General features: G+C 70.6%; 11 protein-coding genes. 8 read left to right on the top strand and 3 right to left on the bottom strand.

Annotation, left to right across the window (positions count from 1 at the left end; all coding sequences use genetic code 11):
- The first annotated feature begins 53 nt into the window (after positions 1 to 53).
- The 6 genes from CS0771_RS22515 to CS0771_RS22490 all read left to right on the top strand — a co-directional run bounded on the left by CS0771_RS22515 (position 54) and on the right by CS0771_RS22490 (position 5,783).
- The gene (locus CS0771_RS22515) at positions 54 to 782 is read left to right on the top strand and encodes an NUDIX domain-containing protein (RefSeq protein ID WP_212842841.1); all 729 of its coding nucleotides are present in this window, start codon (positions 54 to 56) and stop codon (positions 780 to 782) included.
- Positions 782 to 1,756, top strand: coding sequence for a molecular chaperone DnaJ (locus CS0771_RS22510; RefSeq protein ID WP_212842840.1), 975 nt, complete (start codon positions 782 to 784; stop codon positions 1,754 to 1,756). Before CS0771_RS22515 ends, CS0771_RS22510 begins: the two co-directional genes overlap by 1 nt.
- A gap of 10 nt (positions 1,757 to 1,766) precedes the next feature.
- Complete coding sequence (locus CS0771_RS22505) at positions 1,767 to 2,735, top strand: hypothetical protein (protein WP_212842839.1); 969 nt, start codon at positions 1,767 to 1,769, stop codon at positions 2,733 to 2,735.
- Positions 2,732 to 3,955 (top strand): adenylosuccinate synthetase, encoded by a 1,224-nt coding sequence (locus CS0771_RS22500; protein ID WP_212842838.1) that lies wholly within the window; start codon positions 2,732 to 2,734, stop codon positions 3,953 to 3,955. Before CS0771_RS22505 ends, CS0771_RS22500 begins: the two co-directional genes overlap by 4 nt.
- A 71-nt stretch (positions 3,956 to 4,026) precedes the next feature.
- A complete protein-coding gene (gene macS, locus CS0771_RS22495; protein ID WP_244870957.1) occupies positions 4,027 to 5,136 on the top strand; it encodes a MacS family sensor histidine kinase in 1,110 nt (369 codons plus the stop codon).
- A 17-nt stretch (positions 5,137 to 5,153) separates the two neighbouring features.
- A complete protein-coding gene (locus CS0771_RS22490) occupies positions 5,154 to 5,783 on the top strand; it encodes a response regulator transcription factor (protein ID WP_212845983.1) in 630 nt (209 codons plus the stop codon).
- Positions 5,784 to 6,010: 227 nt separating this feature from the next.
- On the opposite strand, the gene CS0771_RS22485 is transcribed toward CS0771_RS22490, so the two are convergent.
- Positions 6,011 to 7,591: a trypsin-like serine protease gene (locus tag CS0771_RS22485; RefSeq protein ID WP_212842836.1), complete on the bottom strand. Its 1,581-nt coding sequence runs from the start codon at positions 7,589 to 7,591 to the stop codon at positions 6,011 to 6,013.
- Between the two features lie 276 nt (positions 7,592 to 7,867).
- On the opposite strand from CS0771_RS22485, the gene CS0771_RS22480 reads away from it, so the two are divergent.
- A complete protein-coding gene (locus CS0771_RS22480; RefSeq protein ID WP_212842835.1) occupies positions 7,868 to 9,790 on the top strand; it encodes a 3-oxoacyl-[acyl-carrier-protein] synthase III C-terminal domain-containing protein in 1,923 nt (640 codons plus the stop codon).
- Complete coding sequence (locus CS0771_RS22475; RefSeq protein ID WP_244870956.1) at positions 9,787 to 10,623, top strand: hypothetical protein; 837 nt, start codon at positions 9,787 to 9,789, stop codon at positions 10,621 to 10,623. The genes CS0771_RS22480 and CS0771_RS22475 overlap by 4 nt, the downstream gene beginning before the upstream one ends.
- Positions 10,624 to 10,847: 224 nt before the next feature.
- Here the strand turns inward: CS0771_RS22475 and CS0771_RS22470 are convergent, their stop codons facing one another.
- Together CS0771_RS22470 and CS0771_RS22465 are read right to left on the bottom strand one after the other, a co-directional pair.
- A complete protein-coding gene (locus tag CS0771_RS22470; protein WP_212842834.1) occupies positions 10,848 to 11,270 on the bottom strand; it encodes a hypothetical protein in 423 nt (140 codons plus the stop codon).
- Positions 11,271 to 11,283: 13 nt separating this feature from the next.
- The gene (locus CS0771_RS22465; protein WP_212842833.1) at positions 11,284 to 17,877 is read right to left on the bottom strand and encodes an RHS repeat domain-containing protein; all 6,594 of its coding nucleotides are present in this window, start codon (positions 17,875 to 17,877) and stop codon (positions 11,284 to 11,286) included.
- Positions 17,878 to 18,132: the final 255 nt, after the last annotated feature.

Raw genomic sequence — 18,132 nt, 5'->3', positions numbered from 1 at the left:
GTCTAGCGTTCTTCTCAGATAGAGATTATCTCAAGTTGAGAAGGACATGGCGTATGGTGACCGAACGCGAGTTCCTCGACGGCTACGACCCGAGGGCCTACCCGGCCGTCGCGGTCACCGTCGACGTCGTCACGCTCACCATCCGCGACGGCGTGCTGCACGTGCTGCTGGTCGAGCGCGGCGAGCAGCCCTTCGCCGGCCGCCTCGCGCTGCCCGGCGGCTTCGTCCGGGACGAGACGCTCGACGCGGCGGCGCTGCGGGAGCTGGCCGAGGAGACGGGCATCCTGCCCCGCGTACACCTGGAACAGCTCACCACCTTCGGCGACCCGGGGCGCGACCCCCGGATGCGGGTGGTGTCGGTCGCCTACCTCGCCTTCGCGCCGCGCCTGCCCGACCCGAACGTCGGCGGTGACGCCGCCGCGGCCCGCTGGGTGCCCGTCGGCGACGCGACCGGCCTCGCCTTCGACCACGACAGGGTCCTCGCCGCCGGGCTCGAACGCGCCCGCGCCAAACTCGAGTACACCCCGCTGGCGACCGCCTTCGTCGACGACGAGTTCACGATCGCGCAGCTGCGCGGCGTCTACACCGCGGTCTGGGGCGAGGAGCCGCACGCGGGCAACTTCCACCGCAAGGTCCTGTCCGTGCCCGGTTTCGTCGAGGCCACCGGCGCCACGACCGCCCGCGGCGGCGAGCGCGGCGGCCCCCGCGCCCGGCTCTACCGGGCCGGCGACGCCCGCATCCTGCATCCGGCGCTGCTGCGGCCCAACCCGCAGGAGCAGTGATGAGCTTCGACGACGCGGTCACCCGGGTGATGGCGGCACGCTCCCCCGCCGACCTGTTCGGCACCGCCGACGGCGCGCACGCGTACCGAACACTCGCCAAGATCCTGCACCCCGACGCCGCACCGGACGCCGCGACCGCGACCCGTGCCTTCGCCCGGCTGGCAGACCTGTGGGCCGCGCACCGCGATGGCCTCACGATGGCCACCCGCCGGGGCGCCTACCGCGTCGGGCCGCTGGCCTACGCGGGCGACATCGCCGACCTGTACCACGTGGACGGCGGCGCGGCGCTGCTCAAACTGCCCCGCCATCCCGCCGACAGCGACCTGATGCGCCGGGAGGCGCAGGCCCTGACCCGGCTGCGCACCCACGGCGACACGCGCCACGCCGCGTACGCCCCACGGCTGATCGAATCGTTCACGCACCGCGACCCGGCCGGTGGCGACCGGCGCACCGCCACGGTGCTCGCCCACCAGGACGGATTCGTGTCGCTGGCGCGGGTGAAGCAGTCCTATCCGGGCGGGGTGGACCCGCGCGACGCCGCCTGGATGTGGCGGCGGCTACTCGTCGCCGTCGGCTACGCCCATCGCGCCGGGGTGGTCCACGGCGCCGTCGTGCCCGACCACGTGCTGATCCACCCGGGCGAGCACGGCCTCGTCCTCGTCGACTGGTGCTACAGCGTCACCGAGCCCGGCCAGACGGTCCCGGCGCTCGCCGCCGCATACCGCGACCTCTACCCGCCCGAGGTCGCCGCCAGGCGGCCCGCCGACGAGGCCACCGACATCCACCTCGCCACCCGCTGCATGACCTGGCTCATGGGCGACCGCACACCACCGGCGCTGGCCCGGTTCGCCCACGGCTGCACCCTGCCCCACCAGCACACCCGCCCGCACGACGCCTGGCGGCTGCTCGCCGAACTCGACGAGCTGCTCGAAGCGCTCTACGGGCCCCGCACGTTCCGACCCTTCACCCTCTGAGGAGCAGAACATGGGAAGCGGACGATGGTCCACCGACGTCTACAGCGCCGCGGCGAAGTACCGCGCGGCCACCGGCACGAGCGCCTTCGCCCACAGCGACTCCGGCGCGCGCGCCGTGCACGACGCCCTCAACCCGCACGGGGTCACCGTGCGGGAGAGCCGCGACAGCGACCAGCACCCGCAGGCGACCCCGATCGCGATCCTGTTCGACGTCACCGGGTCGATGGGCTCGGTGCCGCGGATGCTGCAGACGAAACTGCCCGAGCTGTTCGGCCTGCTGATCCGCAAGGGCTACTGCACCGACCCGCAGATCCTGTTCGGCGCGATCGGCGACGCGACCTGCGACAAGGCGCCGCTGCAGATCGGGCAGTTCGAGTCCGACAACCGCATGGACGACGACCTCGGCCGGATCCTGCTCGAAGGCGGCGGGGGCGGGCAGCGCACCGAGTCCTACGAGCTGGCGATGTACTTCATGGCCCGGCACACCGCGCTCGACGCCACCGCACGCGGCAGGCGCGGCTACCTGTTCATCATCGGTGACGAGATGGCCTACCGGCAGGTCAAGCCCGCCGAGGTGCGCCGCTTCATCGGCGACACGATCACCGAGCCGATCAGCACCGAGGCGATCCTCGCCGAGCTGCGGCGCAGCTACGACGTGTACTTCATCATGCCGGCGCACGCCGGTCACACCGGCGACCCGGAGATCCTCGCCTACTGGCGGGGCCTGCTCGGCCAGCACGTCATCGAACTCGACGACCTCGGCGCGGTCTGCGAGACCATCGCGCTGACCGTCGGACTCGGCGAGGACGCCACCGACCTCGACTCGGGCCTGACCGACCTCGCCGAGGCCGGGTCGTCGGCAGGCGCGACCGTCGGCAAGGCCCTGGCCCCGCTCGGTAGCAGCCGCGGCGCGCTGGTGCGCTCGGCACTGCCGGCCGGGTTCGGCGGCGACCGGGCCACCCCGGTGACCCGGCTGTGACACTCCCCCGGCACGTCCTCGTCGTCGACCTCGGCTACGGCGACGCCGGCAAGGGCACCATCGTGGACTGGCTCTGCGCGACCCGCCCGGTCAACGCCGTGATCAGGTTCAACGGGGGCGCGCAGGCCGCCCACAACGTGGTGACGCCCGACGGGCGTCACCACACCTTCGCCCAGTTCGGCTCCGGCACCCTGCACGGGGTCCCCACCCACCTGTCGCGGTTCATGATGATCGACCCGCCGGCACTGGCCGCCGAAGCCGAACACCTGGCCGCGCTCGGCGTTCCGGCGCCGTTCGAGCTGCTCACCGTCGACCGGCAGGCGCTGCTGACCACGCCGTGGCACCGGGCCGCCAACCGGCGCCGGGAGGCCGCCCGTGGCGACGACCGGCACGGTTCCTGCGGTATGGGCGTCGGCGAGACCGCCGCCTTCGCCCTGGCGCACCCTGACCTGGCCGTACGGGCGGGCGACACCGAGTCCCCGGCGACGCTGGCACGCAAGCTGTGCGGTATCCGCGACGCGCTCACCGCCGAACTCGGGCCGCTCGACGCGCCACCGGTCGCCGACGTCGCCGACGCGTTCCGGTGGTTCGGCACGGCGGTCCGGCTCGTGTCCTCGGCCCGGCACGTGCTGGAGGGCCCCTGCGTGTTCGAGGGCGCCCAGGGCGTCCTGCTGGACGAGTGGCGCGGCTGGCACCCGTACACGACCTGGTCCACCACCACCTTCGACAACGCCGAGACCCTGTTGGCCGAGAACGGCGGCGACGACGCACTGCGCCTGGGGGTCGTGCGCACCTACACCACGCGCCACGGCGCGGGGCCGCTCGTCACCGAGGACCCGCAGCTCACAGCCGCCCTGCCGGAGCGCCACAACGCCCACGGGCCGTGGCAGGGCGCGTGGCGGGCCGGTCACTTCGACGCCGTCGCCCACCGCTACGCCGTCGAGGTCTGCGGCGGCGTCGACGCGCTCGCCGTCACGCATACGGACGCGGCCGACCGCCACGATCTCAAGATGTGCCTGGCCTACGAGCAGCTGGACAGGATCGTGCCCGGCGAGCGCGGCGACCTGGCATACCAGGAGAAACTCACTCAGATCCTGGCTGCGGCCACCCCGGTGTACACCGGATTCGGCTCCGTCGGCGAGGCTCTCGGTGCTCCCGTCATGGTCACCTCGCACGGACCGGCCTATCCGGACAAGACACAGCTGCTCGGGCCGTGGTGACGGTTGACAGCCGCGCCTCCGGTCCACTTGGCTGACAGGCCACGATGATCCACCACCGGGAGGACCCGCGCATGGGGTTGCAGGCGCCGCTATGGCGGGCCGTCACCGTCTTCCGGGGCGCCGCGCTCGTGTACGCCATCGTGCTCATGCTCGCCGGCTCCCGCGAACACACCCGGCCCTGGCTCGGCTGGACAGTGCTCGCCGCGATGGTGGCCTGGACCGCCGTCACCGTGCGCTACCACGACCCCGCGGGACGCCGCTGGACCTGGCTGACCGCCGACCTCGCCGTCACCCTGACCTGCCTGCTCGCCTCCATGCTGGTGGTCCCCGCCGAACGGCTCGCCGCGGGCGGGGCCACCCTGCCCATGGCCTGGGTCGCCGGGGTGGTGCTGGTCTGGGCACTGCGCGGGGGACGCCGCGCGGGCGGCATCGCCGCGCTGATCGTCGGCGCGGCCGACCTGTTCCTGCGCGGCGCGGTCACCTCCGCCACCGTCAACGGCACCGTCCTGCTGCTGCTCGCGGGCGGGGTCATGGGCTACGTGTCGCGGCTGACCGACGACGCGGAGACCCGGCTGCAGCGTGCCGTGGAGCTGGAGGCCGCCACCCGCGAGCGCGAGCGCCTGGCCCGGGGCATCCACGACTCGGTCCTGCAGGTGCTGGCGCTGGTGCAGCGCCGCGGCACCGAGCTGGGCGGTGAGGCCGCCGAACTGGGCAGGCTCGCCGGCGAGCAGGAGGCGGTGCTGCGCTCCCTGGTCGGCGTGCACGACACGGCCGCGGCCGCCGGCACCGCCGACCTGCGGCTACTGCTGGGACGGTACGGCTCGCCGCGGGTCACCGTGTCCTCGCCCGCGACACCGGTGCTGCTGCCCGCGGCGATGGCGGCGGAGGTGGCCGCGGCGGCGGGCAGCGCGCTGGACAATGTGGCCGTCCATGGCGGCCCGGCCGCGCGGGCGTGGGTGCTGGTGGAGCAGGAGCCCGACGCGGTGACCGTGTCGATCCGCGACGACGGGCCGGGTATCGCGCCCGGACGGCTGGCCGAGGCGGCGGCGTCCGGGCGGCTGGGGGTGGCGCAGTCGATCCAGGGCCGCATCCGCGACCTGGGCGGCACGGTCGCGATCACCGGCGGGCCGGGGCAGGGCACCGAGGTCGAGCTGCGGGTGCCGCTGCCACGGCTAGGCTGAGCGCCGTGGTGGACGTGATGGTGGTGGACGACCACCCGATGTGGCGCGAGGGCGTGGCCCGCGACCTGACCGACGCCGGATACCACGTGGTCGCGGCGGTGGGTGAGGGCTCGCAGGCGGTGCGCATCGCCCGGTCGGTGCGCCCCGATGTGGTCGTGCTCGACCTGCAGCTGCCGGACCTGTCCGGGGTCGAGGTCATCGGCGGGCTGGTCACGGCGCTACCGCAGGTGCGCGTGCTGGTGTTGTCGGCCAGCGGCGAGCAGCAGGACGTGCTGGACGCGATGAAGGCGGGTGCGGCCGGTTACCTGGTCAAGTCGGCGGCGCGGGAGGAGTTCCTGGACGCGGTGCGGCGCACCGCCGAGGGCGACGCGGTGTTCACGGCCGGGCTGGCGGGGCTGGTGCTGGGTGAGTACCGGCGGCTGGCCGCCGCACCGGGTGACGGGTCGGCCGCGCCGCGGCTGAGCGACCGGGAGACGGAGGTGCTGCGGCTGGTCGCCAAGGGGCTGACCTACCGGCAGATCGCCGAGCGGCTGACCCTGTCACACCGCACCGTGCAGAACCACGTGCAGAACACGCTCGGCAAGTTGCAGCTGCACAATCGGGTGGAACTGGTGCGTTACGCGATCGAGCAGGGCCTGGACGACTAGTAAGCACTCGGTCAGTCGGTGGTCGGCGTCGGCGCAGCTCGCACACGGTTCTCGCAGTGCCACGCCCTGATCTGCTCCGGGTCGATCCGCCACCGCCGTGCCGGTCAGGTAGCCCAACCCTCCGATCGCGTTGATCATGAACCTGCGTGCGTGACGCACGTAGGGACACGACGGACCGGCTCCGGGCCGCCTGGGGCGGCCCGGAGCCGGTCTGCGGCCGTCGCGTGCTACCAGCCGTTGCCGATGAGGACGAGCGAGGCGTAGCTGTAGTCGCGCCGGCTCTCCCCCGGGTGCAGGTAGAGGTCGCCGGTGGCGTCCTTGCGGGTGATCAGGTCCTGGTGCCCGTCGCGGTCCCAGTCGCCCACCCCGAAGGGCGTGTAGCCGCGGTACCCGCTGCGCATCAGCACCCGGGCGGCGCTGCTGTAGCCGCGCCGGCTCTCACCGGGATAGATGTACACGTGGCCGCTGTCGTTGTCGCGCGCCAGGATGTCCTGGTGGCCGTCGCGGTCCCAGTCGGCCAGGTCGAACGAGGTGTAGCTGTTCCAGCCGTTGCCGATGCGCACCGGCGTCGCGGCGCTGTAGCCGCGCCGGCTCTCGCCCGGGTACAGCCACAGGTCTCCGGTGGTGTCGTTGCGCGCGACCAGGTCCTGGTGCCCGTCGCGGTCCCAGTCGGTCGCGCCGAACGCCGTGAAGCCCTGGTAGCCGTTGCCGATGCGCACCGGCGTGGCGTAGCTGCCCCCGCGGCGGCTTTCGCCCGGGTGCAGCCACAGGTCACCGGTGGCGTCGTGACGGGCGATGAGATCCTGGTGGCCGTCGCGGTCCCAGTCGGCGCTGCCGAAGAAGCTGTAACCGTTGTAGCCGATGCCGATGCGTGTCGGCGTGGCGTAGCTGTACCCGCGGCGGCTCTCGCCGGGGTAGAGCCACAGGTCGCCGCTGGGGGTGTGGCGGGCGATGAGATCCTGGTGGCCGTCGCGGTCCCAGTCGGCCAGCCCGAACGGCGTGTACGGCACGGCCGTGAGCTGGCTGTTCAACCAGGTCCGGTTGGTGCCGGCCCCGATCTCGCTGTACGACGATTCGCCGCCGCACACCCCGCCTTTGAACACGCCGGCCTGCACCAGCGTGCTGTTGACGGTCACGAGCAGCGGGCCACCGCTGTCGCCCGGGCACGGCCCCCGGTCCACCATGATCCGCTTGATCCCGAGGTTGTCGAGCTTCGATGGGGTGATGAACACGCCGACATATTTGAGCTGGGTTGCGAGCTGGCCGTTCACGTCGCGTCCCCAGCCGGTGGCGATGCCCTGGTCGTACTGTGTGAACGGGCCGCCCTGGTAGCCGTCCCACAGGTAGGCGTAGGCCGGGTCGGCGAGGCGGACCGGGGTGATGTTGGTGATCGGTGTCGCGAGCTCCAGCAGGGCCACGTCGTTGTGCCCGCCGGTGTAGTCAGGGTGGCGCAGGATCCGGGTGATCCGCCGCAGCTGGCCGCCGTTACCGGAGTGGATGTTGCCGACCCGGACGGTCATGTCGCCGACCGAGGTCGGCACCGAGCAGTGCACCGCCGTGAGCACCCAGCTGGGGTGGATGAGCGAACCGGTGCACAGGCCACCGGCCGCGGTGTTCCGGATCTCGGCGACGTAGGCGAACTCGTTGGTGGTGACCAGATAGCCACCGTCGATTGCTGCCGCCGGGGTCGGCGCCAGCACCGGCAGGGCGAGCGCCGACAGCGCGGCGACGAGTGCCGCGACCAGTCGGGTGGCCGGCGGCCGGCGGCGGGTCGAGCTGCGGGTGGTGGGCGGGTGGATGTGATGCATCGGGTACCTCCCGGTTCGGCGGTCCGTCCGCCGTCACCCGATAAGGGAGGTGGCGTGGCCCTGAGATACCCGGTTCGTCGCCGCGGAATGTCGCCATTCAGACAGTGCGCTCCGCGACGCCGGGCATCCAGCCGTCATGATCGCTGTCCGCGCCCCAGGACGTGCCCCACCTGGTGCGGCAGGCAGCAGTGGCAGAGTCACGATGAGTACGTCACACATCCGGGTTTGAGTTCCTGAGCGGATACGCCGCGGCCGGCCGGCTGGCTGAATCGGGGCATGACTGGTTTCCCGAACGTGTACCTGACCGGGTTCGGCGCCTACCTGCCCGGCGAGCCGCTGGACGCCGAGCAGATCGCGCGGCGGCTGGGCGCGGGCTCGGCCGGTGCGGGCCTGCGAGCGCGCGTGCTGGCCGCGAACGGCATCCGCACCCGGCACTACGCGCTGGACGAGCACGGCTCGGTCACCATGCTCAACGAGGAACTCGCCGCGGCCGCAGTGCAGGGGGCGCTGAAGGATCGGGACCTGCCGCTGGACTCGGTGACGATGCTGGCCGCGGGCACCACGCAGGGCGACCTGCTGGTGCCGGGGTTCGGTTCGATGGTGCACGGAAGGCTGGGCGGCCCGCCGATGGAGGTGCTGTCGGCGGGCGGGGTGTGCGCGTCGAGCATGGCCGCGCTGGCCGCCGCGTCACGGGCGGTGCGGCTGGGTGAACACTCGGCCGCGGTCGTGGTCGGATCGGAGCTGGTCAGCCGGTCACTGCGGCAGAGCCGGTACGAAGGCGACCGCACCACGTTCGACGCGGAGTTCCTGCGCTGGACGCTGTCGGACGGAGCGGGCGCGGTGGTGCTGGAGCCGAGCCCGCGCCCGGACGGGCTGAGCCTGCGCCTGGACTGGACGCACCTGGTGTCGCACGCCGGGCAGCAGCCGGTGTGCATGTCGGCCGGAGGTGCGCCGGTCGCCGGGCAGACCTGGCTGGACGGCCCGGACGTGGCCGCCGCCGAACGCGCCGGGCTGGTGCGCCTGCGCCAGGACGTGAAGTCGCTGCCGGCGCTGTTCCGGCTGGGCCTGCGGGATTACATGGGGCTGGTGCGGGCGGGCCGGTTCAGCCCGAGCAGCATCGACCATGTGCTGTGCCACTACAGCGCCGAGCATTTCCGCGGCGAGATCTTCGGCCTGCTCCGCGAGGCCGACCTGATGATCGACGAGGATCGCTGGTACACGAACCTGCACGCGCGCGGCAATACGGGGGCCGCCAGCATCTTCGTGATGCTGGAGGAGGCGTGGCGGTCGGGCCGGTTCTCCCCCGGCGACCGGATCCTGCTGATCGTGCCCGAGTCGGGCCGCTATTCGCTCGCCTTCGCCCAGCTCACCTGCGTCACCGCTGATGACGCGGCCGCAGCGGGTATGCGGGCACCATCCGCGCCGGTCGCGGCCGGCCCAGCCTCACCGGCCCGGCCGGCGGCGGCCACGACCGGCACGGCAGCCGCCGCGCAGCGGACCGCGACGCCGTCGCCGCTGGTCGCCCGGGACGGCGACGGGGATCTGGTGCGGTGGACGGTGCTGGAGCTGGCGCGGGTGTGGGAGGACTTCGAGCGGCAGGTCCGGACCACGCCGCTGGTGAGCCGCATCGACACCGGCACGGCCACCCTCGACGACTACCGGAGGCTGCTGGTGCACCTGCGTCAGCAGGTCGTCGAGGGCGGGCGCTGGATCAGCCGGGCCGCGTCGAACTTCTCCGTGGACATGTTCGCGCTGCGCAGCGCCGCGATCAAGCACGCGGCCGAGGAGCACCGCGACTACCAGCTGCTCGAACGGGACTTCGTCGCGGTCGGCGGCAGCCTGGAGGAGATCCGGGGCGCGCGCAAGAACATCGGGTCGGAGGCGCTGTCGGCGTACGTGTTCCATCAGGCGAGCCAGCCGGATCCGGTGGACCTGCTGGGCGCGATGTTCGTCATCGAAGGGCTGGGCGCGGGCCTGGTGCTGGGCTGGGCGCGGGCGCTGCGCGAGCAGCTGGGCCTGCGCGAGGACCAGGTCACGTTCCTCGGCTACCACGGTGAGGCGGACGACGCGCACTTCGCCGAGCTGGCCCACCTGCTGCGCGAGGCCGTGCCGGACCGGGCGGCCGCGGCCCGGGTGGTGCGCACGGCCGAGGTCGTCGCGCGCCTGTACGCGATGCAGCTCGCCGAGGTGGACGCGTGAGAGGCCCCACTGTGTGGACCGCGGTCATGGCCGACCCGACCGTGCCGATCGCCCGGGAGGTGCTGGCGATGGTGGTCGCCGACCAGCGGCAGTGGACCCGCCGCTGGCTCTACCCGCCGCTGCGGATCGTGTCGCGGGTCGCGGTGTGGCTGATCCGGGTGGTGAAGACCCTGCTGCCGATCAGGCTGTCCGCGCACGCCGTGATGGACCGGCTGTGCGTGTGGTTCCTGCGCCGGTTCGTCTCGCCGCGCGCCGGTGAGCTGCTGATCCGGCACTTCCTCATCGAGACGGACCTGCTCGCGTTCATCGCGCGCAACAGCGGTGTGGCCGGGGTGCCCGAGCCGGTGCTGCGCCCGACGACCCTGGCCGGGCTCGGCGATCGGGCCGTGATCGAGCACGACGTCAACGTGTACGACGTGCTCATCGCCCTGGGCGCCGGGCGGCCGGGGCCGCGCGGGCCGCTGGACTTCTCGATGCTGGGCCTGCCCGCGATCGACGCCTCGCCGCAGGTGCGCCGCTGGTTGCGGCTGGACATCCAGACGGCGCTGTGCCTGATGAACATCCCGTTCGCGCTGTGCCTGACCACGGAGGAGTACCGGCGGGCGGTGCACTCGATGCGGCTGGACGAGTCGCTGATGACGGTGCTGGCGGAGCTGACCGGCGACGACACGTTCCTGCGCTGGCGGCCCGGCGGGGTGGTGGTGCGGGTGGACAGCGGCCTGGACGTGCCACGCGCGGTGTACGAGCACGCGGTCGTCCACGAGTACGCCCACGCCCGGCTGGTCGCGCTGGCGGCGGGAGGGGCTGGCCAGGCCAGTTCCCGCACGGCCTGACCGGCTCCGGGCAGCCCCTTGATCGTCGCCTGACCGCGCCTGATCGGCCGTCGCGGACGCCTGCCGCGGCGGGCGAGTGGGATTGCCGCCGCTACCGCCGCAAACGAGCCGGTCACGCCGAAATGAGCCGCGCCTGTGCGGCCGATCGATCACCTGACCGGCCGCACAGGCGCGAGTGCACGCTCAGGTGGCCGCCCTCGCCCTGAGGGCGGCCACCCGCGCCGTCACGGCCAGCCGTGCCGGTCTGCGACCCGCAGCACCGCGTCGCAGAACTCGCGCGGCGGCATATATCTATGCTCATCAATGTAATGTACGATGAGCGTCGGGGCGGCGTACCGGCGCGGCAGTCGCCCCCACACGCGAATCTCACCCGTGCCGAGCATGACCTGCTCGTCCGATCCGTCGACGGCGTCCACGTAGATCGGAGGCTTCCGCCGGCACAGCTCGCAGGCGTGGAAGCCGCGCATCACCTCGACCGGCTCGTCCGCGAGGCGCACGAGCGCGTCGCGGACCCGGACGGGGGTGTCGCCGGTGGCGAAGGGCACCTGACGGCCGAGCCATCCCACGTTGCGCAGCCCCAGCCTCCGCCACCAGTCCAACCACTCGGTCTGGTAGCGGTACGGGGTGAGATCAGCGTATTCGGTCATACGGCACCCCCCATCAGTCGATCACCTCTCGGCAGGCAGCCCAGTGGCACGTTCCCAGGTTTTCCTCCAGCAGCTCGCTGAGCTTCGTCGGCTTGCGCACGGTCTTGGAACCGCTGTAGACGATCAGCCCCTTCGGCGGGTGGAGGGTGTAGTTCTCGATGATCTCACCCGGCTCGTAGATGCGCACCACCTGCGTGTTCAGCCTGCCAACTTCGATCTTGCCAGCCGCCTTGTCCTTGATCGTGTCGCCGTGCTCGATATAGACAACGAGCCGGGTGCCCGGCGGAACCTTGATGTAGCCGTCCGCCTCCTCCCAGGTCCCGTGACCCGCGAACACGATGTGGCCGAGCGGGTGGCCACCGGGACGAACCTGCTTCGGCTGGTTGCCCGCCTTACCACGTTCGTTGGCGCTGACAGATGGGAACTTCAGCTTGGGCCCGCCGGCTCCGATGAGCAGTTCCGGACCGCCGTGCATGCCACCCTGCTCGGGCGTGATCTGCCCGCCGGCGACGTTCGTCCAGTTCCAGAACGTCCACCCGTTCGAGGTCTCCGGGATCGCCTCGAACTTCTGGTAGCCGCGGATCGTCGACAGGTAGAGCGCGATCCGTGCGACTTCAGGGTCGTAGATGTCGTACGGGGTGGGCACGTCCGCGATGAACTGGTCGAAGCCCATCGCCATGTCGATGAAGCTGGGCGCGCCGGGTGCCCGCAGGCCCAGCGTGACTTCGTAGTTGTTCAGGAAGAACCGGTTGCCTACCTGCACCGCGAGCGTGCCGTTGGGCATGACGCGGATGGTGGTCTTCACCGTCTGGTTCGCGCTCGCCACACTGGGTTTGGGCTCGCCGACAATCTTGAACCCGCCGCCCGCGGTCGGTACCGCGACCTGGTTGCAGGCGTCGTCGCCGCATGCCAGAGCGCCACTGGGGTCACTCTTGAACACGGGACTGTTCGAGGCGTATGAGTAGCCTTGCGCCTGCTGGGGGTCGTTGAAGTCGACGATTGGATCGACGCTGATAAACCTGCCGGTACTCGGGTCGTACTCGCGCACCCCCAGGTGGGTCAGCCCGGTGTTGTCCAGCGTGCCGCCGACGTAGCCCTTGTCGAGCGTGGCTGGCCAGCTGCCGCTGATGCTGCCCCGCTGATTGCCGTAGGGATCCTGACGCTTGACGGCCACCGCCTGAGTCCCCGCGGCATCGACGGTGATGTTGGAGGTGTTCTGCCGGTCGGCCACCAGCCACGTCAGCTTGTTGCTGCCCGCGCTGCTGCTGGACCGGGTCGCGATGTGGCGTCCCGCCCATGAGTAGTAGCGGGTGCATGACACGACCGCGGTGCCTGCGGCGTTGACGCGCAGCTCCTGGCCCGGCAGGTAGAGCGTCTTACCGGTCGGGTCCTTCCGGATGAGCCGGTTGCCGTCGGCGTCGTAGATGTAGCTCGTCGTGCCGGTCGAGTCCACCGTGCTGGCCAGCCGGCCCTCGGTGTTCCAGCTCAGCGTCTGCTTGGCGCTGCCGGGACTGCCGCAGTTGTTCAGCGTCGTGCCCGACGGGCGGCACAGCGTGTTGCCGAGAGCGTCGTAGGTGTAGTTGGCCGTGGTGACGTCGTTGCCGTCGGTCGTCCGGGTCAGCGTGTGCGGCTGGGCCGCGTCTGCTGCCGGATACACGTACTTCGTCGTCACATCGCCGGTGCTCTTGTGAGCGACTTGCTTGGTCCGGTTGCCCGCGACGTCGACGGTCCAGCTGAGCCAGTACTTCTCGACCCCGCCCACGCCGCTGAACGAGGTCGGCACCGCCCCGCAGGCACCAGACGCGAGCGTCCACGCCTCACGCAACCGGCGCAGGTAGTCATGCTGGAAGCACTGCGTCTCGATGCCAGCGGTCGAAGCCTTCTCCTCGACCTGCACGACGCCGCCTGCGGCGTCGTAACCGAAGTTCACGTCGGACACGCTCGTCGGAGCGGTGTCCCGCGTGGTCCAGACCCGGCTCAGCCTGCGTGTCGTCTCATCGTAGTAATGGCCGATCTGCAGCTGCGGGTTGGCGGTCTGGTCACGCAGCGTAATCACACCGATCTCGCCGTGCTCGGTGTAGCTGGTGTCGGTCGCCAGCCACGACGTCGCACCGGTCGAGAGCTTCTGCGGCTGACCGAACGCGTCGTACGTGGTGGTCTGGGTCTCCCAGTCCAGGCTGTAGGTCGCATTGCCGATGGCGGGGAACCGGCTGGTCGACGGCGAGCCGTCGGCCTTGAACCCGAAGTCGTACTGGTACTCGCCGGCCAGACCGGTCTCGGTCGCCGGGATGATGAACTTCTGCTGCGACGGCGTCCCGAACGAGGACAGAGCCGTCACCGCCGACGTGTACGCCGCACCCGACTCCCCACCCACATAGCGGGTGGAGGAGGTCTGCATGCCCTTGCCGTTGGTCAGGCCGTCGTACTCCCACTTCGACAACCGGTTCGCAGGAGTGACGGCGCCCTGGTAGACACCGGTCTTGCGGCCGAGCCGGTCGTAGGTGTAGCTCAGCGTGACCGCCGGCGTGCGGGCATCGGTCATGGAGGTGATCCGGCCCGCGTCGTCGTAGGTCGTGAACGAAGTTCCCTTGTCGGGATCGATCGACTTCGTCTGCCGACCCAGGATGTCGTACTCGTACTCCCACTTGGTTAGCGCGGCGTTCTGGACCTTGACGAGCTGACCCTTGCGGTCGAACGTGTAGTTCGTCGCGTCGTAGCCCGAAGCGGGCGTGGTGCCGTGGTGCTGTCGGAACTCGATCATCTTGCCGCTCGCGTCGACCACGGCCGCGGTCACCGTGCCACCGGCGGGAGGGATCACCTCGGTGCGGTCCGACGACGGGTAGCGGGTCGACGTCCGCGACTGCTCGGCCATCTTCGAGTAGCGGATCTCCTCGACGACGCGCCCGGTGGAGTCGAACTCGGTCTTGACCCACAGCGGGATGTTCTCGTAATCGGATTCCGGGTGCGGCGAGAACGTCGTCGACGGCGCCGACGCCACCGGGTACGGCCCGAACGAGCGCCACTTGCGGCCGGCCGTGTCGTAGAAGTTGTCCACGACCATCGCACCCGCGGCGCCGTTCTCCTTCACCGTCTGCATCTGGCGCTCACGCAGGAGGCCGTCGTAGAAGGTGAAGGTGCTCAACATGGTGCCGTTCGGGCTCAGCGTCATGGTCTCGATCACCGACGGGGCGGTGTTCGAGATGTTGTAGACGTACCACGAGGTGGGGGTGTTGGCGTAGAGCGCCTTCGACCGGCCCGGCTTCCACACCTTCGACACCCGCCCAAGCGGGTCGTACACGATGTCGGTGCGCCGGCCGTTCACGTCCGTGATCGACGTCGCCGCACCGAACGCGGGTTCCTGGGTGGAGACCGACGTCCAGCCGAGCGGGTTCGTGGTGGTCGTCTGCGTCACCGGACCATCCGCGGCGGGCAGGTAGGCGGTGCTCACGAGCTCGCCGTCGGCGTCCCAGGCATCGGTCTGCCGGCCGTAGTCGTCGTAGGCCGACCTCGACGTGGTCATCGGCACGAACGCGCCGTTCACCCAATCCTTGAGCGACTCGACTCGCGTCACCTCGCCCACGGTGGGGGTCTCGCCCCAGGTCTTGTCATCGTAGGAGGTCCGGACCTCGCCCAGGATCTCCTCCTTGGTGAAAGCCCGTCCCGCGGTCAGCGCGTCGGCGCACGTGAGCGCCCAGGTGCGGATCCGCTTCGGAAGCCCCATCAGGAACACACCCGGGTTGCGGGCGTACTCCGTGTGGGTGCAGCGCTCGTCGCCCGGCTTCGACACATCGCCGTAAGCGGTCACCTGGACCGGCATGCCCAGCGTGTCGAAGGTGTTGTTGCTGCGGATCACCCGGTCCGGCCGGCCCCCGTCGAGCTTCGCCCAGGTCCACGAGTCGGAGGTGTTGACGAACCGGGCGTGCAGGGTCTGGCCGTCGACGGTGCGGGAGGCGGTCGGCGGGTCCGAGCGCCACGGCTTGGTCACGCTGCCCGAAATCACGGTTCCGGCCGGCGAGTCGTAGGACAAGGTCTCCAGCGCCATGCCGGCGAACTCGTCGTAGTCGTAGATCGTCTCGCCCGGATAGGCGGCCGCGACCAAGCCCTTGCTATCGGTCAGCGTCGCCGTGTCGGTGCCGCCCGTCGGCGAGCTCTTGTCGCCGTGCATGCCGCGGAAGTATCGCGTGTCGCTTCGGGTCTGCTGTGCGCCATCGCCGACCAGCGTCCGGACCGTCTCGTAGCCGCGCCACTGGTTCCAGGTGCGGTACTTGTCCTTGGTGAAGGCGTCGTCCTCGGTGTAGCGCCAGGCCGCACCGCCGACATACTCGTACCGGGTGACCTTCGGCGGCGAGGCCGAGGCACCGGTCACCACGCTGTCGGTCTCGGTAACCTGCGACACCACGTACTTGTGGAACCAGTCGGTAATCTCCTGGCCCGGGGTGCCGCCGAGATCCTCCGGCGCCCACCGCACGGGATAGCAGCGCTTGGTGTTGGTGTGCGGCGTCGGCAGCGCACCTGCCGAGCATTCGGCGGGAGCATACGTAACGCCGACGACGCCACCGGTCTCCGACGTGATGGCCGCCATCCGGGGCCAGTTCATCGGCCGCAGGCCGTTCTTGAGCGCCGTGTCAACGCGGTTGGCCAGCATCACCGGATCGAGCTTCAGGTCCGGCATCGTGGCCGTGCCACCGACCAGCCCCGCGTGCGAGATCCCGGCCAGCCACATGCCTGCCCGGGTACCGTCACCTGGATCGGGGTAGGAATGCGTCAGCGTCCAGCGCTCAACGTCCCTGAGCTGCGCCGACGTCGCATCCCACACCTTCGTGGTGACCTGGGACAGCCGCCGGGTGGACCAGAACGACGGCGAGTGGTTGTCGCACGGCGATGCCGTGCAGGACAGGTCCCACGGCGTGTCGGACCAGTTGTCCTCGTGCGTGGTGCAGTTGGTCAGACAGCGGTCGGCCGTGTTGAACTGCACCCGCACCGGCGTCGGCAGGCCCGCGTACACCGTGTCAGTCTTGACCGTGTTGACCAGCGTGCGCTGGTGGGTGCCGTAATCGATGTGGTCCAGGTACGCGGCGCGGGTGTAGGAGGCCAGATCACTGGTGGACATGTTGCGTCCGTACTTGTTGGTGTCCCTGCCCCACCACAACGACATGGTGTTGCCGTGTGGGTCCACCACGTAATCGAGGTTCCAGCGGTAACCCTGCATGCAGTCCGACGCCGCGTAGGTGGCCGCGTGGCAGGGGTCGTTGTCATGGTTGCCGTACACCGGCACCGTCTGCACCGAGTTCGTCTCGGCCTTACCCGAGGTCCAGCCCTGAAGACGGTTAAGTCCGAAGTAGTACTTGTTGCCGTCGGTCGTGGTCACGACCCAGTACTCACCGTCGTTGTCGCCGTTGACGGCACCGGTCTTGCGCTCGACCTTCGAGCCGTCCTCGCTGCGGCCGTGCCAGAGGCCGTCGGTGGAGTTGAAGAACAGCTCGGTGGAACGGCCGTTCAGGGACAATGTGGCGTTGTGACCCCGCCAGCACTGGTCACCGGTCTCCACCGTGTTGTTCGGCGAACCCGTCATGTCATCCGAGCAGGAGATGTAGCGCCGCTCGACGAACCCGGGCTCCCAGTCAAAGCCGTCACCCATCCATGATGGTTGATTGTTCGTGGCCGCGGTCCGGCCGTCGACCGCCTGCGACGCGTAGGAGAAACCGACCTTCGGCGTAGGACCGCCCAGACCAGGCGGCATCCGCAAGTCATAGTTCCAGGTGAAGCCACCGCTGCTGGTTCCCGCCGACCATGTCGACGAAGCGGTCAGCGACGTGGCGGAGAAGTCTCCGGAGCCCGCGGAGGACTGGTTGCCCGACGAAAGCGCGACGACGCTGCCCTCACTGCCAATCGGCACGAGTGCCGTGACCAGGTCGCCACTGCGCGACGTCGCCAGTGACTGTTCCTGGCAGGTCGGCGTGCTCACTGCGGCAAGCGCGCAATCAGGCACGACGGTCAGGCGCAGCCGATCCGACCAGTCCGCGCCATAGGCCGACTTGAAGGTGGAGATGTCCAGCGACATCTCCACCTTGCCGGGGGTGGCACGCTGTGCGGTCGAGAGCCGCACCAGCAGGTCCCGCCCAGCCGCTGTCGCCTGCGCCCTGCCAAGGATCTCGACGGTCACCCGCTCCGGCGATCCGGCCGCTGTCGCGGCCAGCCACACCGGTGAGCTGCCCGCTCGAACCCGCGACGCGGGCTGGAGGAGCGGGCCGTCGACGCGCGCCAGCAAACCGGTCAAGCGCGGTTGAACCCTCGGAAGTGCGACGACTTCCTTTCCTGCAGCCGGCCAGCGTGGAGCCGCCGCCTGATGCTGGCGGGTCGCCGTCTTGCGGGCACGCGCCGAAACCGCCGATCCTTCCTCCACCGCCACGTTGCGCATCGGCTCGACGCGCTGATCCACCGGCTTATCGGCCGCGGCAGCCTGCGGCATCCACATGCCTGAAATCGCCGTCGTTGCGGCTAGCAACATCACCAGCCGTTTTCGGGTTTGGCTACTCGCCACTGCCCCACTCCCCTTGGTCACCGTTATTGATGTTTCTTGCTGTTCCGGGCGTGCGTCATCGGACACCGCCGGAGGTCACACAGAGACGTCCCATCGATTGGGGCGATGAGCTGCCCTGGAGGTCGCGAAGGGCGCCGGCGCCGCCGGGCCGGTAGCCCGTGGGCGGTGCCCACGACCCAAGGGCATCCACGTACAACACGCAGCCGGCACAGGGACGCCGTCGAGATGAGCACAGACCTGGTGCTGCCATCTGTCGTCAGCCCCGTCTGCCGGTCCCCGCTGTTACCGAGTCGCCTCCCGGTCATGGCACTCGAACGCGGC

The sequence above is a fragment of the Catellatospora sp. IY07-71 genome (assembly GCF_018326265.1).
Classification (GTDB): domain Bacteria; phylum Actinomycetota; class Actinomycetes; order Mycobacteriales; family Micromonosporaceae; genus Catellatospora.
The sequence above is the reverse complement of the archived record's forward strand: the minus strand, read 5'-3'. Positions and strand labels throughout refer to the sequence as shown.